At 31.7% G+C, this 25,079-nt stretch carries 22 protein-coding genes and 2 pseudogenes; 8 read left to right on the top strand and 16 right to left on the bottom strand.

The genetic code is table 11. The annotated features are described in order from the left end of the window. The 7 genes and pseudogenes from VGE71_RS19595 to VGE71_RS19565 form a co-directional block, all read right to left on the bottom strand. Positions 1-428: pseudogene (locus VGE71_RS19595) on the bottom strand (histidine kinase); the annotation flags it as partial. Positions 429-519: 91 nt separating this feature from the next. Further along, the gene (locus VGE71_RS19590) at positions 520-918 is read right to left on the bottom strand and encodes a hypothetical protein (RefSeq protein ID WP_331139808.1); all 399 of its coding nucleotides are present in this window, start codon (positions 916-918) and stop codon (positions 520-522) included. 203 nt (positions 919-1,121) lie between these two features. Further along, the gene (locus VGE71_RS19585) at positions 1,122-2,912 is read right to left on the bottom strand and encodes a hypothetical protein (protein WP_331139807.1); all 1,791 of its coding nucleotides are present in this window, start codon (positions 2,910-2,912) and stop codon (positions 1,122-1,124) included. Positions 2,913-2,926: 14 nt separating this feature from the next. Continuing rightward, entirely contained in the window at positions 2,927-4,156 is a 1,230-nt protein-coding gene (locus VGE71_RS19580; RefSeq protein WP_331139806.1) for a DUF4249 domain-containing protein, read from the bottom strand. A gap of 4 nt (positions 4,157-4,160) precedes the next feature. Next, the gene (locus tag VGE71_RS19575; protein ID WP_331139805.1) at positions 4,161-6,947 is read right to left on the bottom strand and encodes a TonB-dependent receptor; all 2,787 of its coding nucleotides are present in this window, start codon (positions 6,945-6,947) and stop codon (positions 4,161-4,163) included. Beyond that, positions 6,948-7,691 (bottom strand): hypothetical protein, encoded by a 744-nt coding sequence (locus VGE71_RS19570; RefSeq protein WP_331139804.1) that lies wholly within the window; start codon positions 7,689-7,691, stop codon positions 6,948-6,950. It abuts the gene before it with no gap. A 236-nt stretch (positions 7,692-7,927) separates the two neighbouring features. Continuing rightward, a complete protein-coding gene (locus VGE71_RS19565; protein WP_331139803.1) occupies positions 7,928-8,890 on the bottom strand; it encodes a hypothetical protein in 963 nt (320 codons plus the stop codon). 102 nt (positions 8,891-8,992) lie between these two features. Here VGE71_RS19565 and VGE71_RS19560 point away from each other — a divergent pair, with 102 nt between their 5' ends. Both VGE71_RS19560 and VGE71_RS19555 read left to right on the top strand, forming a co-directional pair. After that, the gene (locus VGE71_RS19560; protein WP_331139802.1) at positions 8,993-9,823 is read left to right on the top strand and encodes a hypothetical protein; all 831 of its coding nucleotides are present in this window, start codon (positions 8,993-8,995) and stop codon (positions 9,821-9,823) included. Between the two features lie 14 nt (positions 9,824-9,837). After that, positions 9,838-10,437, top strand: a pseudogene (locus tag VGE71_RS19555) (CDP-alcohol phosphatidyltransferase family protein). 73 nt (positions 10,438-10,510) lie between these two features. Here the strand turns inward: VGE71_RS19555 and VGE71_RS19550 are convergent. The 5 genes from VGE71_RS19550 to VGE71_RS19530 all read right to left on the bottom strand — a co-directional run bounded on the left by VGE71_RS19550 (position 10,511) and on the right by VGE71_RS19530 (position 15,408). Further along, positions 10,511-12,655: a polyribonucleotide nucleotidyltransferase gene (locus VGE71_RS19550; RefSeq protein WP_331139801.1), complete on the bottom strand. Its 2,145-nt coding sequence runs from the start codon at positions 12,653-12,655 to the stop codon at positions 10,511-10,513. Between the two features lie 171 nt (positions 12,656-12,826). Then, entirely contained in the window at positions 12,827-13,093 is a 267-nt protein-coding gene (gene rpsO / locus VGE71_RS19545; RefSeq protein ID WP_007804772.1) for a 30S ribosomal protein S15, read from the bottom strand. A 101-nt stretch (positions 13,094-13,194) separates the two neighbouring features. Beyond that, positions 13,195-14,139: an energy transducer TonB gene (locus VGE71_RS19540; protein WP_331139800.1), complete on the bottom strand. Its 945-nt coding sequence runs from the start codon at positions 14,137-14,139 to the stop codon at positions 13,195-13,197. Between the two features lie 82 nt (positions 14,140-14,221). Then, positions 14,222-14,917, bottom strand: coding sequence for a hypothetical protein (locus VGE71_RS19535; RefSeq protein ID WP_331139799.1), 696 nt, complete (start codon positions 14,915-14,917; stop codon positions 14,222-14,224). Between the two features lie 35 nt (positions 14,918-14,952). Next, positions 14,953-15,408 carry a GAF domain-containing protein gene (locus tag VGE71_RS19530; protein ID WP_331139798.1) on the bottom strand — a complete coding sequence of 152 codons (456 nt, stop codon included), beginning with the start codon at positions 15,406-15,408 and terminating at the stop codon, positions 14,953-14,955. A gap of 70 nt (positions 15,409-15,478) precedes the next feature. On the opposite strand from VGE71_RS19530, the gene xrtF reads away from it, so the two are divergent. From xrtF to VGE71_RS19500, 6 genes are all read left to right on the top strand, one after another. After that, positions 15,479-16,015, top strand: a complete 537-nt coding sequence (gene xrtF, locus VGE71_RS19525) for an exosortase family protein XrtF (protein WP_331139797.1) — start codon at positions 15,479-15,481, stop codon at positions 16,013-16,015. Beyond that, positions 16,005-16,451, top strand: a complete 447-nt coding sequence (locus tag VGE71_RS19520; protein WP_414656182.1) for an exosortase F system-associated membrane protein — start codon at positions 16,005-16,007, stop codon at positions 16,449-16,451. Before xrtF ends, VGE71_RS19520 begins: the two co-directional genes overlap by 11 nt. Before the next feature lie 47 nt (positions 16,452-16,498). Further along, positions 16,499-16,897 carry an HYC_CC_PP family protein gene (locus VGE71_RS19515; protein ID WP_331139795.1) on the top strand — a complete coding sequence of 133 codons (399 nt, stop codon included), beginning with the start codon at positions 16,499-16,501 and terminating at the stop codon, positions 16,895-16,897. 122 nt (positions 16,898-17,019) lie between these two features. After that, complete coding sequence (locus VGE71_RS19510; protein ID WP_331139794.1) at positions 17,020-19,029, top strand: TonB-dependent receptor plug domain-containing protein; 2,010 nt, start codon at positions 17,020-17,022, stop codon at positions 19,027-19,029. 61 nt (positions 19,030-19,090) lie between these two features. Continuing rightward, positions 19,091-19,435, top strand: coding sequence for a heavy-metal-associated domain-containing protein (locus tag VGE71_RS19505; RefSeq protein ID WP_144215647.1), 345 nt, complete (start codon positions 19,091-19,093; stop codon positions 19,433-19,435). A 134-nt stretch (positions 19,436-19,569) separates the two neighbouring features. Beyond that, the gene (locus VGE71_RS19500) at positions 19,570-20,250 is read left to right on the top strand and encodes a DedA family protein (RefSeq protein ID WP_144215646.1); all 681 of its coding nucleotides are present in this window, start codon (positions 19,570-19,572) and stop codon (positions 20,248-20,250) included. 168 nt (positions 20,251-20,418) lie between these two features. Here the strand turns inward: VGE71_RS19500 and rodA are convergent, their stop codons facing one another. The 4 genes from rodA to mreC are packed head-to-tail and all read right to left on the bottom strand — an operon-like array spanning position 20,419 to position 24,969. Next, positions 20,419-21,654: a rod shape-determining protein RodA gene (rodA, locus tag VGE71_RS19495; protein WP_331139793.1), complete on the bottom strand. Its 1,236-nt coding sequence runs from the start codon at positions 21,652-21,654 to the stop codon at positions 20,419-20,421. A 15-nt stretch (positions 21,655-21,669) separates the two neighbouring features. Then, on the bottom strand, positions 21,670-23,643 hold the full coding sequence (mrdA, locus tag VGE71_RS19490; RefSeq protein ID WP_331139792.1) for a penicillin-binding protein 2: 1,974 nt from the start codon (positions 23,641-23,643) through the stop codon (positions 21,670-21,672). Beyond that, positions 23,640-24,146: a rod shape-determining protein MreD gene (locus tag VGE71_RS19485; protein ID WP_331139791.1), complete on the bottom strand. Its 507-nt coding sequence runs from the start codon at positions 24,144-24,146 to the stop codon at positions 23,640-23,642. Before VGE71_RS19485 ends, mrdA begins: the two co-directional genes overlap by 4 nt. Then, positions 24,139-24,969 (bottom strand): rod shape-determining protein MreC, encoded by an 831-nt coding sequence (gene mreC, locus VGE71_RS19480; protein WP_331139790.1) that lies wholly within the window; start codon positions 24,967-24,969, stop codon positions 24,139-24,141. The genes VGE71_RS19485 and mreC overlap by 8 nt, the downstream gene beginning before the upstream one ends. Positions 24,970-25,079: the final 110 nt, after the last annotated feature.

Raw genomic sequence — 25,079 nt, 5'->3', positions numbered from 1 at the left:
GGTTCAAGTACTTTTTGAAAATGAAGAATGGCTTTTTTAAATTCCTTTAAATCAATATAGTTGCAAGCTAAGTAGTTATCGATATAATTATAGAAAACGAATTTTTTGGAGATTAATAAAAACTCTTTATCGGCTTCCTTGAATAATTTTAATTGTCTAAAACTAAGACCTCTTAATAAGTGACAGTAATCTGTTAGATCTGTTTTTTTTGTAGCGCTTAATTGTTTCATCGAATAAACTAAAGTAGAATCCCAATTTTTTGTAGTATAAAAATATTGAGCTTTCCTGAAATTATCTTCAGACTTGTGTTCAAGAGATTTTAGTTTAATTTTAGTTTTTATAACTTCTTCACAATTTTTATTTTGTGAAAAAAGAAAAATCGGAAAAATTAACAGTGCTAAAAATATTGAAAAACTGTTTTTAGACATTCAGATGTTTATTTTGATATTGAAATCATCAATGAAATATAGGTGTTTATACCTTTTACTATTTCATTGATGATTACAGTTTATTTGAATTTTATGGAGTTGTGACTTTTGTCTCAGTTCCTCTTGAAGTTTCAGGGTCAATATCTTTTAAGAAAGAAAGAACTTCAGTGATATTTTTAACGGTTTCAGAAGTATAGTCAACTTCAACGTACCAAACATCACAACTTTCTGGAGTTTCTTCAGAGAAATCGTAGTCAAAAAACATTTGTAAAGTAGTTCCTGTTTCTGTAGGTTCTTCAACAGTTGGATTATTTGGATCTTCAGAGTTTATATATAAAGTAGCTCTGATTTTTAAAGTAAGCGGTCCTCCTTTTGGCGTATAAAATTTTGCTGAAACTAATGGAGGTACGGGATAAGTAACAGTTTCAGGGTGTTCGAAAATGAAATCTCCGGTATTAATTCTTGTGTTTTGTAAAACGGTGTAAGCCATAATGATGGTTTGAGAGTTAAAATTTATTTTTGGAAGACTAAAGGTATTTTTTTTCTTTAAATAAAGTATAAAAATACCATTAGTTTTTTATGTAATTTAACTCTTGTTGAAGCACGCATTCCATGCATTTTAAAGAATTAATTTATCCAAAACGGAGGAACAAATATTAGATGAAAACTTTGTACAGTCACCACAAGCAGGTTTTATTTTACTGTAATGTTTTTTGAAACATAAACAGGTTGCCCATTATCTGTAAAACCTTCTAGTACAACTTCAAAATTTCCTTTTAAATCAGATGTGTAAAAAGATAAACTATCTTCTTTTGTGTCTAATTTGATGTTGGGTTTCCATAACAACTGATATCTGTAATCCGGAATTCTTTGTAATTTATTACCTGCTGCATAATCAGGATTATTGTAGATTTTCTCAGGATTAGGACGTTGAATCTCCATTGTTTTTAGATATTTTCTGGCATAATTTGTAGAAAATTCATTGTCTTTGGTTTCAAAGCTAATTAATCCGCCATATAAATTAGGTCCGTAAACATAAGGTTCTGTAATCAAACTAACTTTGTTGACATTTGCCATATTGTAATCGAAAAGATCGCTTGGATCCTGAATTAAAAGTCCATCAACAAGCACTAACGGCGGCCCATAAATCATTAAATCTTTTTGATTATTTCTAATGTGCAGCTGATATTTACCATTTTCTCTTCTATAATAAAGCTCAACAATAACTTCAACAATGTTTTCTTTTAAAGTAGGAAATCTTGTGTAATCATCTAATACATACGATTTTTCGATAGTGGTAAAGAAAGGATTCATAACCGCCTCAGTAACCAAACTGTCTTTCTTTATTTGATAGTAAGCATTTTGAATTTGACTTGCAGTAGATCTTTCTTCTATATCTTTTCTTAATTCTGGTGATAAGTTCAGTTTTGATGTAAATTGCAATGAAGAAGTGTCAAACTTTGGAAAACCATCTAAATGAATCGTATATTCACTTCGTTTTTCGTCGATTACCTGTAATATGGCATTTGGAAAATTTGGAAATTGATCTAATAAAAATGCAAATTTACCCTTAGAATTAGTCTTAACAATCTTCAAGACATATTCTTTTCCGGGTAATGATAAAGCAATCGATTTATTGCTTAAATCTCCATTGGTACTTGATGTAAGATAACCAGTTATTAATTCAGATCTGATTTCGGGAATATTGTCAAAAGTATTAGGAGTGTTCACATAGGCTTCGGCAGATTTTTTGGTAAATTCTGGAGAAGTCAACTGTTTTAATGTCGGGATTTGATCCGTTTTTCGAATGGAAACAGAATAGCTTCCTTTTTCTGTTGCTTCTGTTAGAGTTTTTAGTTTTAAATTTACTTTTTCTCTTGTATAATAACTTTCTTTATCAAATTCAAGATCGATTCTTTTGTCGTTTCCTAAATTTGAGTTCGTTGTTGCAACTGGTGCAACTGTTTTTTGTGGATTAGTGATGTCAAATGTTATATTGTCATTTTCCTCTTGAGTCTGAAACGGATTTATAATAAAAATGTCTATTTCATGCTTTTGCGAATGTACATTATTTAGCATCCATTTTGTGTACGCGATAATTTTATAATTTCCAGTTTTTAAGGTTGTAGGTATAAAATAATCGCCGCTTCCTATTCCGTTATCCAGATAAACTTTATTTTTTTGAATAGATGTTTTATCGCTATTTACAAATTCAACGTAAGCAATTTTGCTAATTTGACTTGTTTTGTTGTTTAATGGGTTTAAGCAATATAGCTTAAAGAGTAATGTTTCTCCTGTCAAGAAAGTACTTGTATTGGCATGTAGAAAAATTGTCTCCTGAGTTGACATATCTGGAGATGCATTTTTGTTTTGTGAGTTCTGTGCAAAAACAAACCCATTTTGAATGAATAGAATAGTTAACAGAATCAAATGTTTGATTCTGTTAAGTATGTTAGTCTGAATAATTATAGTAACGTGTTTCATTGAATTTATAAAGATTAATCTATCCAAAAAGGAGGAACTATATTAGACGAAAATGTGGTGCAATCACCACAAGGCGGTTTTACCATTCCATAATCACTACTGTAATTAGTTGATACTAATACTAACTCTCTGGATCTTATTGCTGAGCGTAATTGAGGTCCGCTGCAAGGAGGAAGTCCTTCGCAATCTATGAAATCTTTAATGGTACAATCGCTTTCATAATAAGGAGGTAAACGTTCTCCAGGAAATAAATCGGCATAATTAAAGAAAATTCTTTCTGAGGAAACAGAAGAAACTTCAAAAAAACCAATTACTTTTTCGGATGGATTTTCTACAGATTTTATATTTCCATAGAAAAATCCTGGTTGTTTTGGAGAAAGAACACTTCCAGAAGTTGACAAATCTTTCAAGGTCTTGTAGTAAGTATATGCAGCTAAATTTTGAACATACTGTTTTACAAAAATGGTATAACGATGTGAGATTATGTAGTTCTGATTGCTTAAAAAGCGAACAGGAAAATGTACACGATCTTCGCTAAGACTATTGGTGTTGTTTAAAATTATTTCAGCTGATTTTTTAGTAGAAAAGCACGTTCTTGTTTCTCGGTTTCGGTTTCTTACCGAAATATATTCACCTCCGGGAGATCCTGGAAAATCCTCATCTGGATTTGCGGGAATTCCTGGATAGCTAACCATAACAGCTTCTATGTTGCTCCAAACTGGTGCTATAATTTTATACGTTTCGGTATATTCGTATCTGTAATATTTTGAAGTGTTACTTGGGTCAAAACTGTTTACATTGATTTGCACGCCTCTCTGACCATTAACATTTTCAACAGTAGCTGTTACGTTATCAATTTTAGTTTCAGTGGTTAAAACTTGTTCATCCGAAGTGTAATTTTTGCCTTCGCTGGTTTTAATTTTTAATTGATATTTTCTTCCAGGTTCAGCTCTAAAAGGCGTTATAGATTCGTAAACGGTGTCTTTTTCTGCAAACTGATATTCATTTCCCTGATCGTCTGAAATGAACACATTGGCGCCTTTTTCAAGTTTTGGGCCAGTTTCTTCAAGCTGATATACTTGCGAAAGTCTTATGGTTTGATTTTTAAGCTCGTTTGTTATAGTTCCCTCAACCACAAGTGCACTTTCAAAATCAGTGTTCTGAAAAACGTATTGCTCTGTACAACTGCTAATAGCAAATGTCAGAATTAAAAATAGGGATATTTTGTATATATTTTTTTTCATGGTTTTAAAACTTGAAATTGTAAGTAATACTTGGAATTGGAATAGAGAAAATAGATGTTTTGTAAGCTTTGATTTGTCCTTTGTCGGTAACAAAAAATACAGAATAAGGATTGTTTCTTCCTAAAACATTATAAACCGAAATATTCCAAAAACTATGAGCTAATTTCTTGATTTTATGATTTCCTTCAATATTTAAACCAAGATCTAGTCTGAAATAATCTGGGATTCTAAATTTGTTACGATCGCTATATACAGTATATTGCTCGTTACCATAATCATATCTTCCGATAGGGTAGGTGATTGGTCTTCCTGTCTGATAAGCAAAATTACTTGAAAAACTGTAACGTTTTGTAATTCTGTAGTTTAAAACAGCGCTAAAGTCATGTGGTTTGTCAAAATTAGAAGCAAAATATTTTCCGTCATTTACTTTTTCTTGCTTAAACTGACTGTCAAGTTTGATTAAAGACCTTGAATAAGTATAACCAATCCAACCATTTAATTTTCCTACTTGTTTCTTTAGTAAAACCTCTATACCGTACGCTTTTCCTTCTCCTTGTAAAAGTTCAGTTTCAATATTTTCGTTAAGCAATAATTCAGCGCCAACTTTGTAATCCAAGATGTTTTTAGATCTTTTGTAATATCCTTCTAAGCTAAGTTCGACATCTCCATTTTTTAAATTGTGATAAAGACCTAAAGAAACTTGTTGCGCGCTTTCAGGTTTAACATTCAAATCTGATAATTTCCAGATGTCGGTTGGAGACTGCGTTGTGTTATTAGATAATAAGTGAATGTACTGATAGGTTTTGTCATAACTTGCTCTAACAGAAAAATCATCATTAATAAAATATCTGGCAGCAATTCTTGGTTCAAATCCGCCGTAGCTTTTGATGGTTTCGTTGTTGCCATACGTTTTGGTTTCAATTACCGTGGCATCGCTAATGGGTAAATTTTCTTCATAAATTCTCTGAGTAGATTTTCCTAAAGCAGCGAAATAGGAATATCGCAAACCAAAATCAAGAAGAAACTTATCGTTTATTTTAAAATTATCACCAATGTATGCGGCAGATTCTAAGCCTTTTTCTGTTTCAATATCAATAGGAACCAATGAAGACTGAGGATTTTTCGGATTTAAATATCCCGGATCTACAGCATACAGTTTTGTAGAAATACCATAACTGAATTTATGTTTCGGATTGAATAGATAAATCATCTTTAACATTGCCTGAGTCTCGTCGATTTTATATCCAAAATCAAAATTATTTACTCCTTCAGATTCGTAATCGATATTAAACTTGTATTCACTATTTGTAACAATTAAAGAACCTTTATTTTTTTCATTAAATGTATGATTCCATTTTAGTGTTGCTAATCTGTTGCTGTATTTATACAGCGAATCTGAAGAAACGCTAAATTTATCATGACTGTAATAAAGAGTAGACTCAATGTCATTATTAGCGTTTATTTTATGATTGTATTTAAGAATGAAATCGTAAAAAGAAGCCTGACTGTTTTTAAGATTTTCGTCATCTAAACTTTTTAAAATATAATCTGAGTACGTTGCTCTTCCTCCCAAAATTAAGCTTGATTTCCCTTTTACAACAGGTGTAGAAAGCATTAAATTACTTGTAACTGGTCCAATACCACCTTCTCCCTGAAATTCGTTTACATTTCCGCTTTTAGATGAAATGTCAAAAACAGATGATAATCTTCCTCCAAATTCAGCAGGAATACTTCCTTTGTAAATGTCAACTTTTTTGGTTGTGTACGGATTTAAAGCAGTAAAAAAACCAAAGAAATGCGATGGATTATATAAGGTTGCATGATCTAGTAAAAATAAATTCTGATCCTCTTTTCCTCCTCTCACGTTAAATCCAGCAGAACCTTCTCCTGCTGTTTTTATTCCAGGCATTGTTAAAGCAACTTTAAGAATGTCGCGCTCTCCAAGTACCAACGGAACATTTTTAATTCCTTCAGCATCAATTGTGGTAACGCCTGTTATGGCAGATTTAGCACTTTTGCTTTTGTTGGTTTTGATTAGTACTTCATCCAGTTGATTTATGTTGTCTGTTAGTGAAAAATTTAAGGAGCCATCATTATAAACCATTATGTTTTTGGTCACTTTGTTGTATGAAAAACTCTCCGTTTCAATAACGTTTAATCCTCCTGGCACCTGCAGACTGAAATATCCTTTTTTGTCTGTTGAAGTAGAAAATTCAGAGTTGGGTACTTTTACAATAATATTAGCAAGTGCAGAATTGTTTTTTCCGCCTCGTATAAAACCCGATAAGGTATAAGTGGGTTTCTTTTTTTGATTTTTAACTTCCTTACCAATAAGAACAAGATCTCTAATATTCTTGTTAGGATTTCGCGAATTTGTTTTCTTTATAGAGTCGTATTGCTGATAAAATATCGGAGTTGTTATTTGTCCGTTTGGATCTCTTTCAAGAGGAATTCCGAAATAATCATCAGGTAACTGACTGTAAATAATACTGTTGTTGGTTATAATAACTTTGTTGTCGGAAATGTAAAAGTTAAAACTTGTATTTTGAAAAACCTCTTCAAGAACTTCTGCAATTCTTACCTCTTTATATTTTTTAGTTAGAGAAGTACTGTCCTTTTCAAACCATTTTTCATCAAAGAAAAACTTATAGTAAGACACTTTTTCAATATCCTGAACAGCAGTTTTTAAATTAGCATTCTTAAATTCAACCGATATTTTGTCGCTAATAATTTGAGAATGTATGATTTGTTGAAAGGTTATTAAAAATAGAATAAGAGTAATTTTTTTCATTTAATTAGAACTTTTTTTTAAAAGACCATTGATTTGTTTCGTTAGATTTTCCATGAATTGCGCTTTATTGGAACGTTCTAATTTCTTGTCAGTACTATAAAAACTGTTTATTTCTTTTTTATAATTTGGAAAAATCTTCTTAAAATCCCTTTCTGTTTCAACCTTATAGAAAAAGTTATTGTATTTTAAGATGTAGTTTATTTTGTAAATGAAATTGTAGTGAATAAGATCGGCTTGTAGTGATTTTACTTTTTCTTTAGAATGTTTAATGTAAAGAGAAACATTGTCGCCAACATAAGTTTCTTCGTAAATTCCTTTTATAGTTGAAGGAAATTTTATTGATTCTTCTTTAAGATTGACGAATTTTTTATTCTTAATAAAGAAATAATCGACTTTTTCTGTAATTAAGTTAATCGGTAAGTTTTCTGATGATCCGTTTTGTTTGTAGATTACCTGATCTAGCAGAATGTCGTATTTCAGATTTACTTTAGTATAAATCTGATTTTCATAGCTGATATCTCCAAGATTGAACTCGTCAAGATAATACCTGTTTTTGCCAGCCAAAGGACGAAAAGGTTCACTGTGAACAATTCCGTTATTGATGTTTAAGTTGTCTTTTCCTACGGCTTCATCAAAGTAATCGTATAATGAAGATTTTTCAACAGATTGGGAATGTATGTGCGATATGTTTAAAAAGCCCGTAAATATTGAAAGATAAACGATTTTTTTTTGGTAATTTTTCAAGGGAATTTGATTAGTTTGTTTTTTGGTTGATTGGTTTCAAAAGTATTAAAAAAAGGTTATAAATGGAACGGGAGTTTGTTAAATTGTGATATTTTTTTTATATTTTTAAATAAATAGTGCGGATTATTTTTGTTTTTTTAGGGTTATAAGTAAGAATTAAGAAATGTATTCTCACTTAAAAAGAAAATCAAAACTTGATCAAAAGCTTAATGAAATCGGTACTTTGGTTGCAATAATTAAAAATGTAAATCTACCTGAGAGTTTATTTTTTCGGCGTAGTAATCTATTTTTCGAATAGTTCGATTAAAGAAAAGATTTTGTTCCTTGATACCAGATTGTCTCAAAGGTTTCGAATTGATAATTTGTTGCTTAAAAAACTGATGAACATTTTTGCAGCTTTCTTCATTATCAGTTATAAAATAGCCCAAAAGAGTGTAGGGAACAAACATGGTTAATTTCTCTTCTGTTTCAATAAGCATGTTGTTATTCAGTAAAATAAGTTCATTATAATAGATCGAAAAATTATTAGAAGGGTTATTGCATTTTTCCTGAATTACATTTATAATTCGTTTCAAATCTTTCAATAAAGCATTTGCACTATTTAGTTTTAGTAAACCAGCTTCATAAAAATAGAGTATTTGTTGTAAGCTGCTATTTATAGTAGTGTCATTCCAAATCTCGTTTACAATAGTATTTTCGTAGACTTTTTTTAATTTCTGCATGTATTCGGAGAAAGATTCTTCTATTACGAAGTTTTCAAATGAAACTTTTTTTTGTTCATTATTTAAAAGATTCAGCCATACAAATGCTTTAAATTTCGACAAAATCGTCCCATCCATAAAGTAAAATAACGGAATGTCCTTAGCAGAATAAAACAAAGTGGTACCAGTGTTTTTTGTCAATATTTCGATTTGTTCTGCTGATGATTTAAAATACAGCAACATGTCTTTCATTGTTGTAATCTCAATAGTTTTCTCAACAATTACTTTCTCTTTTTTAGAAAATAATTTATCTAAAGAAATGCTGTAATGATCCGCAAGTTTCACAGTTTCGTCTATCGAAAATTTACTTTTTTGAGAAATCCTTCGATGTGAAGCATCATAACTGATTTCTAATACAGCAGCTATTTCATCTATCAAAGAAACAGATTTCGGAATTTTGTTTCTGATTGCCTTTAAGAATAATTCTTGTGTTTTCATAATTTGCGATAATCACAAATATACGAATTCATTTTATTGATTTTTGCAAATTCAAATGCGATAATTACAATAGGTTTGCTTTGTAATTTTAAAAGAAATAATATGAAAAGTATTAATCTAATTATGAGTATTAAATTTTTTACCAGTTTTCAAAGTATGTCTCTTTTTGGTCTTATACTGTTTTCTGGTTGTTGTTTTGGACAAGATAATTTGTTGAAAGTTGAAGATACATTGGTCAGCAATAATTCATCAAATCCTCTGCTGCTTGATGGGAAAGATCTGGATTTGCATTATTTTAAATGGAAGTCAGAGCATAATTTAAGGAATGATAGTATCAAGATTTTTAGTTTGTCTCCAATTTCAAGAAGAGTAAATAAGGTAAATGGTTTTGCTCTTGGAGTAGGACACTACGAAAATGCTAAAATCAAACTTCAGACAATTAATGGATTAAATATTGAAGCGAGTCCTTTGTCGCTGGCTTTATTTACTATCTCGATTAATGTTCCGTTTGAATCTCTGTTTGTTGGGATTAATGATAATGCAATTAGTAATGTGGCGTTTTTTGATGATTGTACAGATACTTACATTAGGATAAACGGATTGAATATTAGTTCTGGAGGGTTTACGGGTGGTGCAGAATTGAGAGGCCTAAATATTTCGATAATTTCTGGAATGAATAAAATGAATGGGTTTTCTGTTGGTGGAATTTTAAACACCAAGTGTTTTTCTGGTTTGAGTATTTCCGCTTTGGCAAATTTATCAGACGTTGGAAATGGAATTCAGATTGGACCATCAAATGTTTCCAGACGACATAACGGAATTCAGATAGGATTGTTTAATAATTCTAAAGAATTACGAGGAATGCAATTTGGACTTTGGAACACAAATGGAAAAAGAAAACTTCCTTTTTTTAACTGGCAATTTAAAAGATAAATAAAATTAAACAAATGAAAAATATACCAATCTTGCTTATAGTTTTTCGGTTTTTATTAGGGCCGATTTTGATAGTGCTAACGTATAATTATGGAAACGAAATTAGGAAAGAACTTGTTGTGTTAATTTTTCTGGGATGACTGTCGGATATTTTTGATGGAATTATTGCTCGTCGATTCGGGACTTCTTCAGAAAAACTTCGAAGAATGGATAGTCAGACAGATTTAGTTTTTTGGTTATGTGTTGCTTGGTGTTCATGGATTTTAAATCCTGAAATAATAAAAGAAAATGCGATTGCAATAGCTGTGATTTTTGTAATGGAAGCGCTTACTTATGTTTTTAGTTTTATGAAATTTGGAAAAGAAACCTGTACTCATGCATTTCTTTCTAAACTATGGGGAATAACTTTGTTGCTTGCTTTTGTTGGCATGATTGGCTTTGGATATTCAGGAATTACTTTCTCATTAGCAATTGTTTTTGGAATCGTTGGACATATAGACGTTTTGCTTATTGTTTTGATTTTGCCAAGATGGACATTTGATGTTCCCAGTTGTTATCATGCTTATTTGATTCGGAAAAATATTCCTTTTAAAAAGAATAAACTGTTCAATTAAAATTTAAAAACCCCAGCTCAAATAAATGAGTTGGGGTTTTCTATGAATAAACCTTTAGTAAACTAAGATCTGATTACTCTTTTTTCTCCTCACGTGGAGGTCTTGGAACAAGTGCTTTTTTAGACACTTTTTCTTTTTTAGTTTTAGGATCAATTCCTAAGTATTTCACTTGGAAAACATCTCCCATTTTTACTACGTCAGCAACGTTTTCAGTACGTTCCCAAGCCAATTCAGATACGTGAAGCAATACTTCGTTTCCTGGTGCAGCAGTATATTCAACAACAGCTCCGAAATCTAGCATTTTAATTACTTTAACTTCGTAAGCTTCTCCCATTTGAGGTTTGAAAGTTAAAGCATCAATTTTAGCCAATACAGTTTTGATTCCTTCTGGATCAGTTCCTAAAATTTCAACAACTCCTTGCTCATCTACTTCGTTGATTACGATAGTTGTTCCAGTAGCTTTTTGTAATTCCTGAATCACTTTTCCACCAGGTCCAATTAATGCTCCAATAAAGTTTCCAGGAATAGTTCTAGTAATGATTTTTGGTGCATGTGCTTTAACGTCAGCTCTTGGTGTAGCAATAGTTTCAGTTAATTTTCCTAAAATATGCAAACGTCCGTCACGAGCCTGAGATAAAGCTTGCTCCATAATGTCATAACGTAAACCATCAATTTTGATGTCCATTTGACAAGCAGTGATACCGTCAGCAGTTCCAGTTACTTTAAAGTCCATATCTCCTAAGTGATCTTCATCTCCTAAGATATCAGACAATACAGCAAATTTCTCACCATCAGTAATCAATCCCATAGCAATACCAGAAACTGGTTTCATCATTTGAACTCCAGCATCCATAAGAGCCATTGTTCCAGCACAAACTGTTGCCATAGAAGAAGAACCGTTAGATTCTAAAACCTCAGAAACAACACGGATTGTATAAGGACAATCTGCAGGAATCATATTTTTTAAAGCTCTTTGAGCCAAGTTACCGTGACCAACTTCTCTTCTTGAAGTTCCTCTTAGTGGTTTTGCTTCACCAGTTGAGAAAGGAGGGAAGTTATAGTGTAAGTAGAATTTCTCTTCACCTTGTTCTGATGGAGAATCGATTTGGTTAGCTTCTCTAGAAGTTCCTAAAGTTACTGTAGCCAAAGCTTGAGTTTCTCCACGTGTAAATAAAGAAGATCCGTGAACTCTTGGTAAATAATCAGTTTCGCACCAGATTGGTCTGATGTCTGTAGTTTTTCTACCATCCAAACGAATTCCTTTTTCAAGGATTACGTTACGAACTGCTTCTTTGTTAGTTTTGTAGAAGTATTTTCCAACTAAACCTGCAAGATCTGCATTTTCAGCATATTCTTCTTCTGTGAATAAAGCTTTTGCTTCTTCTTTTACAGCTGCAAATTTTTCACCTCTTTCCGCTTTTCCTGAAGCTTCTTGAGCAATTGCGTAACATTTATCGTAAGCGGCAGCTTTTACTTTAGCGTAAACAGCTTCGTCTTCAATTTCTCCTTCGTAAGTTCTGTATTCCTGTGAGCTAAGTTGTGCTCTTAATCTTTGTTGAGCAGCAATTTGAACTTTGATAGCTTCGTGAGCAAATTTAATAGCTTCGATCATTTCAGCTTCTGAAATTTCTTTCATCTCACCTTCAACCATTGCAACAGAATCTAAAGAAGCTCCAATCATCATGTCGATATCAGATTTTTCTAATTCTTCTCTGCTTGGGTTGATAACTAATTTTCCGTCGATACGTGCAACACGAACTTCGGAAATTAAGTTGTAAAATGGAATATCTGAAACAGCTAATGCTGCAGATGCTGCTAAACCAGCTAAAGCATCTGGCATAACAGTTTCGTCATGAGACATTAATTGAATCATAACTTGTGTTTCAGCATGGTAATCGTCTGGGAAAAGCGGACGCAATACACGGTCAACTAATCTCATTGTCAATACTTCGCTGTCGCTTGGACGTGCTTCTCTTTTGAAGAAACCTCCAGGAAAACGACCTGCTGCTGCGAATTTTTCGCGATAATCTACCGTTAATGGTAAGAAATCAACGCCTGGGTTTGATGTACGAGCTGAAACTGCTGTTGCAAGAATCATAGTGTCGCCCATTCTAACTACTACAGAACCATCAGCTTGTTTTGCTAAACGTCCTGTCTCGATTGTGATGCTTCTGCCATCACCTAAATCGATCTTTTCTACAAATAATTGTGGAATCATAAATTTTTTCCTTTTTGATTATACAATGGGTTTTAGTTGTGTTGTAGTTGTTGTTGTGTGTAGTTGTTGTTATCTAAAACCCAATGAAAAACCAAACTTTTTTTCTTGTAATTATTATGCGTGTAATGTAAAAACAAAAAGAGGCACTTTCGCACCTCTTTTCTATATTGATTATTTTCTGATATTCAATACTTTGATAATCTCACGATATCTGTTGATCTCTTTCTTTTTCAAGTAATCCAACAAAGCTCTTCTTTTACCTACTAATAGGACAAGAGAACGCTCAGTGTTGTAATCGTGACGATTTTTTTTCAAGTGTTCAGTTAAGTGAGAAATTCTGTAAGTGAACAATGCAATTTGACCTTCTGCGCTTCCAGTGTTTGTTGCACCACCGTGTTGTGCGAAAATCTCTTCTTTCTTTTCTTTAGTTAAATACATTCCAATATTATTTTAAATGATTTTTATGTATGTCAATACAACTTTTGTAAGACGGGTGCAAAATTAAAACTTTTTTTTGGAAAAATAAATTTTATTGCGTCTTATTTTGCCATTATTGTTATTGGTAATTTATAAAGTGCTCTAACAGCAACGCCTCTTATCTTTCCGGGATTCCATTTTTGGGCTTCTTTAATCAATTGTATGGCATTTTCATCGATGCCAAAACCAACACCTTTTATTATTTTTGGGTCTACTAGATTTCCTTCTTCATCTACTATAAAGGTCATGTATATTTTTCCAGAAACTTTTCTGGCTTCAAAAGGAATTTGCATTGACTTTCCAATATAGCTGTAGAACGAATTTATTCCATTTTTAGGACTTGGTCTAAGGTATTTTGTGCCGTACGAATGTTTTATATTTAAAGAATCGGTAGTGACACCTGAAACTAATTCTCCTTTTTTATACATTTCAATAAAACTTGATTTTTTCTTAAAATCCTTACCTGTCCAAGTGCCGTCTGGTACGCCATTTTTTATTTGACCAGATTGTTCACTGTTTTCGCTTTTATCAGAATAATATCCATTTCCATCTGCAACAATTCGTTCTTTTTCTGGATTCCAAAAGTTATTAATTTTACCTTCTTCTTTCGCTTTTTTATCTTCAGAAAAATCAATCTCAGATTTTATATTTCCATTTTCGTACCAGTTGTATTCCCTTCCTGATTTTTTATCTTTTACATAATTGACAGTGTATTTTTTATTCCCATTTTCATAATAAGAAACTGCTTGTCCCTCATTTATCATAACATCTCTGTTTAAAGTGACGGCAATAAATTTTAACTTTCCTGATTTGTAATAGTCTTTATAAGTATAAGATTCTTTATTAGAGTAGTATTCTTCTATAAGTCGGGTGTATTTATAATTTTCCTGAGTACTTGGATTCCACATAGAATCTAGGTAAATCAACTTATTAGTGTTTGATTCGTTTTGTGAAAATGCTTTCACAGAAATTAAAATAAAAAATAAAAGACGTAAAATTTGTTTCATAGAGGATTGGAAATAAAATTACGCCAAAGTAATATTTTTAATACAAACCAACAAGACCTTTATATTAATAAATAAAGAATATTTATTTTGATTTTGGTGTCTTTTTTCCTGACTGTTTTTCGCTTAAAGAAGAATAAGAAAATTTGATATTATTTTCGTCTACACTTGTTCCCGAAACTAAAATTCCTTTGTCGTAGTTGTCGCTAAAAGTGGTTTTTCGAATTTTATCATTTCCGAGCCAGACTCCTTGTTTTAAGCCATTTTTTATTTCTCCTTTTTGAGTAACAAATGAATCTGTTTCTTCATATTCTCCGTTTCCATCGGTTACGGTCTGTGTTTTGTCTTCGTTCCAGCAATTTAGAATAAGAGTTTGTGATTTTTTGGTTTTTGGATCCCAAGAATGCTGTTTTTCGCATTTTTTGCTTTGGTTTTCATACCAAGTAATTTCTTTGCCAGATTTATGATCGTCAGAATAATCGATAACAGATTCTTTTGCTCCGTTTTTATGGTAACAAATAAATTCTCCATCCTTTTTCAGGATATCTCTGTCGAGAGTAGCGCCAGTCATTTTCTTTCTGCCATTTTTGTAGAAATCAGTAATAACGTATCTCGCGCTTTTTTGAGAATAATTTGTAATTACTCTTGTAAAGTAATAGTTTTCGGGAGTGGTTTCACGATTTAAAGAGTCAAGAAAGATCTTTTTCGAGACCATGTTAATTTGTGCAGAAAGACCAGAAGAAACTATAACAAGAAGTAATATATAAATGCTTTTTTTCATTCTGGTCTATTTTTTTTATACTAAAAACAGGGTTTCTAGAATAATTTAGCAACTTCTTGATTTACGAATTCAAGGAATCTTTCATCAGCTTCTGTAAACGGGTCAATAACATGGCTGTCAATATCAATCTGACCAATATTTACTCCATTAACAAAAAGAGGTACTACAATTTCAGATTTAACAGTAAGACTGCATGCAATATAATTGTCCTGAGCTTTAACATCTGGAACCACAAAATTAGCATTGCTTTCTGCAACCTGACCGCAAATTCCTTTTCCAAAAGGAATTACAGTATGATCTGTTTCTGCACCTACATAAGGTCCAAGATGTAAAGTTTTAGTATCGTGATTCGCAAAATAGAAACCAACCCAGTTGTAATATTCCACATTTTGATTTAACAGCTGACAAACTGCTAATAATTTTTCGTCTCTATTTGTTTCATTGTCAGTAATAATGCTGCTTATCTTTGGTTGTAATTCTTGAAATGTCATGATATAAAATTTTCTACAAAAGTATTTAAAGCTAAACTCAAAAAATACATAAATTTGAAAAAAAAATCTCTTGAAAAAATATTTAGTCCAGTTTAAACCGTTTTTAATTTTCGTAGGGATCTTTTTCTTGACGTATATTGTGTTGACATTGCTTTATAATTATTATTTAAATAGTTATGAAGGTAATGATCTTGACAGTATAACGGTAGTTGTAAGCAAAAACGTAGACCAATTACTAAAGTTTTTTAATTATGATGTAATCATTCAGAAAAGCCCTAAGAACCCTTGGATGGGAGTTATTTTCAATGGTAAATATCTAGCAAGCATAACAGAGGGATGTAATGTTGTGAGTATCATGATTCTTTTTGTTTCTTTTGTTGCAGCATTTTCAGGAAAACTAAAGCAAACTGTTCTGTTTATAATTTTTGGAATTTTGTCTCTGTATGTTTTGAATATAGTAAGAATTGCGTTGTTGACCGTTCTCTTGTTTAATTTTCCAGAACAAAATCATTTTCTTCATGGAGTTGTTTTTCCGTTGATTATTTACGGATATGTCTTTATTTTATGGATTTTTTGGGTCAATAGATTTTCGAGATATGCTAAATAATTTAAAAGAAAATAAACTTCATATTTTTGTTGCAGTCCTTGTAATAATGTGTTTTGCTCTAATTAGGAGTTTCGAAACAGAATTGTTTTATGATCCTTTTTTAAAATACTTCAAGGATGATTTTACGAATCTGCCATTTCCTCAATTTGATAGTCGAAAACTCTTTTTTGGACTTTTTTTTCGTTATTTCCTAAATTCGATATTGTCGCTATTGTTAATTTACATCTTATTTAAGAATCAGGATATTTTAAAATTCAGCCTGTTTGTGTACCTTTTTTTTCTGGTAATACTTTTAGGATTGTTTTTTATAATTCTGGAATTTTTCCCAAATGCAAGCTGGCTTCTTTTTTATGTGAGAAGATTCATAATTCAGCCAATTCTCGTGCTGTTGTTTATTCCGGGATTTTATTATCAACTTCAAAAAACTAAAAAATAACATTTATTTTGGTTTTTTTATCGATTGTTTTTGAATAGTTTTGCAGTATGAATTTAAAGAAGTGCACAGGACTGTTTTTGGCCTTCCTATTATTGGTTTCCAATATTGGGTTTGCTTTTGATGTGCATTATTGTGGAGGAAAAATTGCTTCCATTTCATTAAATACTACAGTAGAGCCAGTAATCGAAAAAAAATGTTGCGGTTCTAAAGAAAAAAAGAATTCTTGTTGTAAAGATAAAGTCGTTCATTTCGAAAAGAAATCAGATGATGCGACAATCAAATTCTTTTTCTTTCAATTTGCTTTCCCAGCGACTATTCAAGATTACAAACCTTTAGTCTTTTTAGAACTTCCAAGTTTTAAAAAGAAAGAAGTTCTTTCGTATTATGCCGATGCGAATGCGCCCCCCTTATTCAAATTATACCATCAGTATATTTTCTATTCCTGATTTTAATGTTTTTAAGATAAAATACAAGTCTTAGTTAAGGCTTTGTGTTTACATTTTTTATTGTTCTTCGTTTTGAACAATGAGCAAGAATGTAATTCTATTCAACATTAAAATCATTTTTTATGCAAAAAAATATAATGCTTTTTGCAGCATTTTTACTTTCTATTTCTATGTTTTCACAAGAAGATTTAGAAGAAGTAAAAATCAATAAAAAGCAAAAAGGAATTAAAAAATCCTATACATTAACATCCAATACATCTGTAATAACAAGTAAAGAATTGCTTAAAGCGGCCTGCTGTAATCTGGCAGAAAGTTTTGAGACCAATCCATCAATCGACGTCAATTTCTCTGACGCTTTAACAGGAACCAAACAAATCAAAATGCTTGGTTTGACAAGTCCTTATTTAATGATTACAGAAGAAAATATTCCTTCTGTTCGTGGAGCTTCTCAAGCTTATGGTTTGTCTTTTACGCCTGGAACCTGGATAGAAAGTGTTCAGATTACCAAAGGAGCGGGAAGTGTTATAAATGGTTACGAAAGTATTTCTGGTCAAATAAATACAGAGCTTTTAAAACCCTTAAACGATATCCCTTTCTTCTTGAATGCTTACGGTTCAACTGATTCTCGTTTTGAATTAAATACCCATTTCAATAAAAAACTATCAGATAAATGGGCAACCAGTTTATTTGTTCATGGAAATGCGCGTGTCGCAAAGAACGACATGAATAATGATGGTTTTCTGGATAATCCGTTAGGAAAACAAATCAATGTTTTAAATCGTTATCAATATTATAATCCGGAAAGTGGTTTGGTTAGTTTTATCAATTTCAGATATATGAATGATAAAAAGCAAACTGGAGAACTTGATTTTGATAAAGATCGTGATCGCGGAACTACAAATTTCTGGGGTTCAGAAATCAATACAGAACGATTTGATGTTTCTACGAAAATCGGTTATGTATTTAAAGATATGCCGTATCAAAGTATTGGTTTTCAAAATGCTTTTAATACACACCGACAAGATTCTTATTTTGGTTTAAATCAGTATGATATCAAACAAAACAGTTTTTATTCTAATTTGATTTTCAATTCGATCATTAGTAATACCATGCATAAGTTTACAACTGGTTTGAACTTTACTTACGATCAGTATCAGGAATTTGTAAATGTGACAGATTACAGTAGAATTGACAACTCAGTTGGAGCATTTTTTGAATATACTTATGATAATACCGATAATTTTAGTTTGATTTTAGGAGGAAGAGTAGACAATCACAACCGATTAGGTTTTTTTGTTACTCCAAGATTACACATGAGATATAATCCTTGGAAAAATGGTGTTATTCGTTTTTCTGCAGGAAGAGGAAAACGTACAGCTAATATTTTTGCTGAAAATCAACAGCTTTTTGCAAGTTCAAGAAATTTTTCAATTCTTGATTCTAGGGGAAAAGTATATGGGTTAAACCCAGAAATTGCTTGGAATTATGGAATTAGTTTCTCTCAGAAATTTAAAATTTTCAATAAAAATGCCGATGCAGGTTTCGACTTTTATAGAACCGATTTTCAAAATCAGGCTGTAGTAGATGTAATGCAAAGCCCTCAACAAGTATTGTTTTATGACTTGAAAGGAAGCTCTTTTGCAAACAGTCTTCAGGTAGAGTTTAATTATGAATTGGCTCGTAATTTAAATTTGAGAACAGCATATAAATATTATGACATTCAAACCGATTATTTAAGAGGTTCATTTCAGCGTCCGCTTCAGGCGAAGCATCGTTTCTTAGGGAATTTAGAGTACGAAACCAATTTAACTGATGATGACAAACAATGGAAATTTGACTTTACATACAATTGGTCAGGAAAACAACAATTGCCTTATACAGCTTCAAATCCTGAAGGAGATCGATTTCCAGATTTTTCACCAGCTTATGCTGTCATGAATGCACAAGTAACTCGCGTTTTTTCTTCTGTTTTTGAAGTTTACATAGGAGGAGAGAATATTGGAAATTACAAACAAGAAAAAGCAATTTTAGGAGCAGAAAATCCTTTTGGACCTAATTTTGATGCATCTGTAGCATATGCGCCAATTTTTGGTCAGATGTATTATGCAGGATTAAGATTTAAGATTAAGTAAATACGTAATTATAATATCAAACAACAATAACAATTTCAATTAATAATTAAATATAAATAAGATGAACAAATTAGTTTTATTAGTAGTAATGATAGCTCTTTTTGGATTTTCGGCACAAGCTCAAACTAAAAAGAATAAAAACCTAAAATATACGACAGAAGTAAATGGTAACTGTGAGCAATGCAAGAAACGAATTGAAAAAGCGGCTTTTGCTGTTCCGGGAGTAAAAATGGCAACTTGGGATGTGAGTTCTCATCAACTTTCTGTAGTTATGAATGAAGAAAAATCATCTCCTTTGGATTTAAATAAAGCAGTTGCAAAGGTTGGTCATGATACTAAGGATGTTAAAGCAACAAATGAAGATTACGAAAATCTGCATAGCTGTTGTAAGTATGTAAGAGAATAATTATTACTTAAGCCCAAGCGTTAGTTTGGGCTTTTTTTAATAGTTAATTTATGTTTAAAATACCGCATTTTATTGTGGTTAAGCTAAATTATTGTTACTTTCACCAACTTATAAAGATAACCAACTCCCCTTGTATGAATAAATTTGATTGGACCCAGTTAATAAACCCTGAATTTTATATTACTTTAAGTGTTGGAGGTATTCAGATTGGGTTATTTATTGTGCTGTTTATAGTATTTGCTGAAACAGGACTTTTCGCAGGATTCTTTTTGCCTGGAGACAGTTTACTATTTTTAGCAGGTATTTACAGTCGCGATTTAATGGAAAATGTAGTATCCATTCCTAATGATTTTATAAACGTATTTTTACTTTCTACTGCTGTTGCAATAATGGGAGTTTTAGGAAACATGACAGGTTATTGGTTTGGTGCAAAAAGTGGTTATTATTTGTTTAAAAAAGAAGATTCTTTTTGGTTTAAGAAAAAATACCTACTTCAGTCAAAAGATTTCTTTGAGAAGTATGGTGGAAAAGCAATTATCTACGCTAGATTCCTTCCAATCTTTAGAACATTCGCTCCAATAGTTGCAGGAATTGTTTCAATGGACAAAAAGAAGTTTATGTTTTACAATATTTTGAGTTCTTTTCTTTGGTCATTCATTTTAATCTTCGCAGGACATTATTTGTATGGTGTCTTTCTGAAACAAGGAATAGATTTAAAGAAACACATTGAATACATTATTATAATTATCATTATTATATCAACTTTCCCAGTCTTGGTGAAGCTTTTAAAAAAGAGACCAAACGAACAGATATAATTAATTAAAGAGCATAAAAAATCCGAAGCTAAAACTTCGGATTTTTTATGGATTTATATGAACTTAATAAGGTGATAAGTTGTACTTAAAGTTTGAGTAAAACCTTATCTCAGTTAGTGCACTTTATTTATATTGGAATTTAAAATTTAAAATTTAACTATTTAGATTTTACCATTCATTCACTTTATTAGCGTCCATTTTAAGGAAAATAAACAACAATATCGTAAATCCCCATAGTCCAGAACCTCCATAAGAAAAGAAGGGCAGAGGAACTCCAATTGTTGGGAAAATTCCAATTACCATGGCAATGTTTACAAAGAAGTGTATAAAGAGAATGGCAGAAACACAGTAGCCATAGACTCGGCTAAATTTTGTCTTTTGCCTTTCTGCTAAATAAATTACTCTTAGTAATAATGAAACGAAAAGTAAAATAACAGTAAAAGAACCTGCAAATCCCCATTCTTCACCAACAGTTGTAAAGATGTAATCGGTGTGTTGTTCAGGAACGAATCCTCCTTTAGTTTGAGTTCCTTCCAGAAAACCTTTTCCAATCCATCCTCCAGATCCGATAGCAATTTCAGATTGATTAGTGTTGTATCCAATACCTTTCATGTCAACTGTTTTACCTAATAAGATATTGAAACGGTCTCTGTGGTGTTGTTTGAAAACATTATCAAATACGTAATCTACAGAAAAGACAAAACCCGAAATTAAAGCTAATAAAATTGCACTTAACAGCAAATTACGATCTACAACACGACCTTTGAAATGGATAATAGTTAGAATTGCAAAAGCAATTAAAATAACTACATAAGGTTCTAAAACCAATGTAAGTACAAAAAGTACAATGGTTATAAAAGCGGTCCAAACATACCAAGAAGGCAATCCTTCTCTGTATAACACTAAAATAAAAGCACTGTAAATTAAAGCACTTCCAGGATCTGGTTGTGGTAAAATAAGCATTACAGGTAATAGCATAATTGCTAAAGCCTGAATCTGTCTGTTGGTTTCTTTTAGGTTAATTTGTGTATCACTTAAGTATTTAGCCAAAGCCAAAGATGTTGCTGCTTTAGCAAATTCTGATGGCTGTAAAGTAAAGCTTCCTATGGCGTACCAGCATCGTTGTCCTGCAATTGTTTTTCCGAAAAGAAATAATCCAGCCAGTGATAGCAAGGCAACGCCAAAGATGATACTGGCATATTTTTCATAAAATTTACCATCAACGAAAAGAACAACAAATATTAACGGAATCGTACAGCCAATAAATATAAGCTGCTTTTGATAAGTTCCGTCAGTTGATAATAAAGAAGACGAATAAATATTCAGCCAGCCTAAAGTTACCAGTGCAATGTAGATAAAGACACTTATCCAATCAATATTATTTTTTACACTCTGATTTTTCATTTGAAATAATCTTTCTTAGTTTTTCTTAGTAGTGTCTACAGCTGTTTTTTTAACTTCAGTTTTTGGTATTGCTGTAACTGGTGCTTTTGGTTTTATAATTTTAGCTTGCAATACAGAATCTTTTGGTACAGATTCAATTTTGCTTGCCTCGTTTAATCCGCCTAATTTAGCATATTCAACAAGCAAACTCTTGTTTAATACTCTTGTTTCTAAATCAGTTCTTGTGATTTTGTTTCTTAAGTATTTCTCAATCATCAAACTCGCAATTGGTCCAGCAACTGTTGCTCCAAAACCTCCATTTTCAATCATAACTGCAATTGCAATTTTTGGATTGTCTTTTGGTGCAAAAGCCACAAATATAGAGTGATCTTTAAGTTTTTCTCTTTTACCGTTTATTTTGGCATAATTTTCTGCTGTTCCAGTTTTTCCACAAATATCAATTCCTTCAACTCGAAGAGCATAAGCTGTACCTTTATTGTAAACGTCAAATAATCCGCTGATAACTGGCGGGAAATATTTTTGATCAATTGTAGTAACGTGTTTTGTTGTGAACTTATCATCAATTTTCTCCCCTTCAATCTTTTTAATGATATGAGGAGTATAATAATAACCTTGATTGGCTACAGTAGCCATCATGTTAGCCAACTGAATAGGAGTCATTAAAACCTCTCCTTGACCAATTGCATTAGATACGATAGTAGAACTTCTCCATCCGCCATTAGGGTAAATCCTTTTATAGGTTTTTGAAGTCGGAATATTACCTCTTTTTCCAGTAGGTAAATCATATCCCATAAATTGTCCTAAACCAAAACTTTTTACGTGATCGCTCCAAACATCTACCGCTTTACCAGGGTCAGAATATTTGTTGATGGTTAGCATATAAGCCTGTCCAAAGTATGTGTTACAAGAATTGTAAATTCCATTATGAAGCTGATGAGGTCCAAAACCGTGACATTTCATAAATCGTCCTCCACCATAGCTAAAACCATGATGACACATAAAAGTTGTTTGTTCGTTTACAACACCTTCCTGAAGAGCAACTAATCCTGTTAAGATTTTGAACGGAGAACCTGGAGGATATTCTGCTAAAAGACCTCTGTCGTATAATGGCTTTGCAATAGAATCGTTGTACAAAAGCGTATAATTTTTAGATCTTTGACGTCCTACTAAAATTCCTGGATCATAAGAAGGAGCAGTAACCAATGCTAAAATTTCCCCCGTTTTAGGTTCTATAGCAACAATTCCACCTCTTTTGTTGATCATTAATTCTTCGCCATATTTTTGAAGTGCAGCATCAATTGTTAAATTGATGTCTTCTCCGGCTACAGCGATAGTGTCGTATTTACCTTCTTTATAAGGGCCAATTTCTCGGTTATATTTGTCTTTTTGAATATATTTTACACCTTTTATTCCGCGTAAAATTTCTTCGTAGCTTTCTTCGACACCTTGTTTACCAATTAAATCTCCGCTGTTGTAATATGGGTTTTTTGCTATTAAATTTTCGTCTGCCTGTCTAATGAAGCCAAAGATGTTTGCTCCATAATCTACCTCGTAATCACGAAGAGATCTTTTCTGGAAATAAAAACCTTCATATTTTCTAAGTTTTTCTTGAAAAGCTGCAAATTCATTTTTATTTAATTGCGACAAGAAAACAGAAGGAAGCCTTGGACTGTATACTTTTGCTTTTTCGACACGTTTGTGATACTCTTCTGGAGTAATATTTAATAAATTACAGAATTCAGCAACGTTAAGATCTTTCTTTATTTCCCTAGGAATAACCATAATATCATAAGAAGCCTGATTAGCCACAAGAAGTTTCCCGTGTCTATCGTAGATGTAGCCTCTTTCAGGATAGTCGTAAACTTTTTTTATCGCATTATTTTCAGATTTCAGTTTAAAGGAATCATCAATAATTTGTAGATAAAAGATCCTAATCACTAGCAAAGATGCTGCAATAATAATTATAGTGGGCAGCAGAACTTTTCTCATCGTTTATTGGGCTTAATAAGATAAATTATTATTATGGAGGTGATTATGGTGAAAATAGAGCTAAATAAGGTTCGGAGTAAAATGTCCCAGATAAATTTGAATTGAAATGCTTCAAGAACAAATAATACAATGTGATGCATTAAAACCGAAACCAGTATAAATGAAAATCGTTCTGGTGTTAAAGAATCATTTAGTTTTATAGTTTGATATTCGTAACTCAGTCCAAAAGAAAACTTAAAGATGTAAGGTCTATAATAAGCTAGAATTACACAAGCTGTTGCATGTATTCCTCCAGAATTACAAAACATGTCCATCATTAGTCCAAGTAAAAAACTGGATACAATTAAACCTGCTTTATTACTGTTTACGGGATATAAAATGATATACAAAATATACGGAAAAGGACTTATGTAGCCTAAGAAATTCATATTGTTGAAAATAACAATCTGAACTGCCAGCAGCATAATAAATCGAAAAATATTTACCAACAAAGCGCTATTCATCTTTCTCTTTGCTTTTGTTTTCTAAATTAATAAGTTCTTCTCGTCCTTTACTTTTAATGATGTATACATGTCCTAAATTGGTCATATCATTAAACAGTTTTACTTTTATAACATAAAAACTTGTACCTTCTTTTTTGTACACAATATCAACAGTTCCGATGTTGATGCCTTCAGGGAAAATGACAGATTGTCCACCGGTTACAATGGTATCGCCTTTTCTAATTGAAGCTAATCTAGGAACGTCTTCTAATTGTACATAACCTGTACTTTTTCCGTTCCATGTTAATGAACCAAAATGATTTGATTTTTTAATTTTCGCATTAATATGCGATTTCATATTCAATATACTAACAACGGTTGAGTAATTTGGTGAAGTATTATCGATAACGCCGACAATTCCTAAACTATTGATAACTCCCATATCTTGTTTAACTCCGTCTTTGCTTCCAGAGTTTAAAGTGATATAGTTCTCGTGGGTGTTGTATGAATTATGAATTACTTTAGATACAATTATATCCGAAGGTTTTACACCTTTAATACTATCAGGTGTAGGTGGTTTTGTAGTGTCTTCTTTATTGAATAAAAGACTTTTTAATCTTGCGTTCTCAAGTACAAGTTCGTCGTTTTCTGCTCTTAAATTCAAGTATTCGTTAACACGATTGATTTTTTCGTAAACACCACCGCTTAAAAAATTAGCTGAACTGATTACCTTGCTTCTGTGATAGGAATGTGATTGAATTGTGAGTCCTAACGAAATACCTAAAAGCAGCAAAAACAGCAATCGATTACTGTTTCTTATAATGAAATTAAATATTTGCTGCATTTCTTGTCTGGTTATTTTGTTTCAGGATATGCTTTATGATTTCAAGTTTTACGAGGATCAAATATTGAAAATTTGACCCTCATAAAAGTAAATTGATTGTTATTTCGAAT

It is taken from the genome of Flavobacterium sp., assembly GCF_036405015.1.
GTDB lineage: Bacteria > Bacteroidota > Bacteroidia > Flavobacteriales > Flavobacteriaceae > Flavobacterium.
The sequence above is the reverse complement of the archived record's forward strand: the minus strand, read 5'-3'. Positions and strand labels throughout refer to the sequence as shown.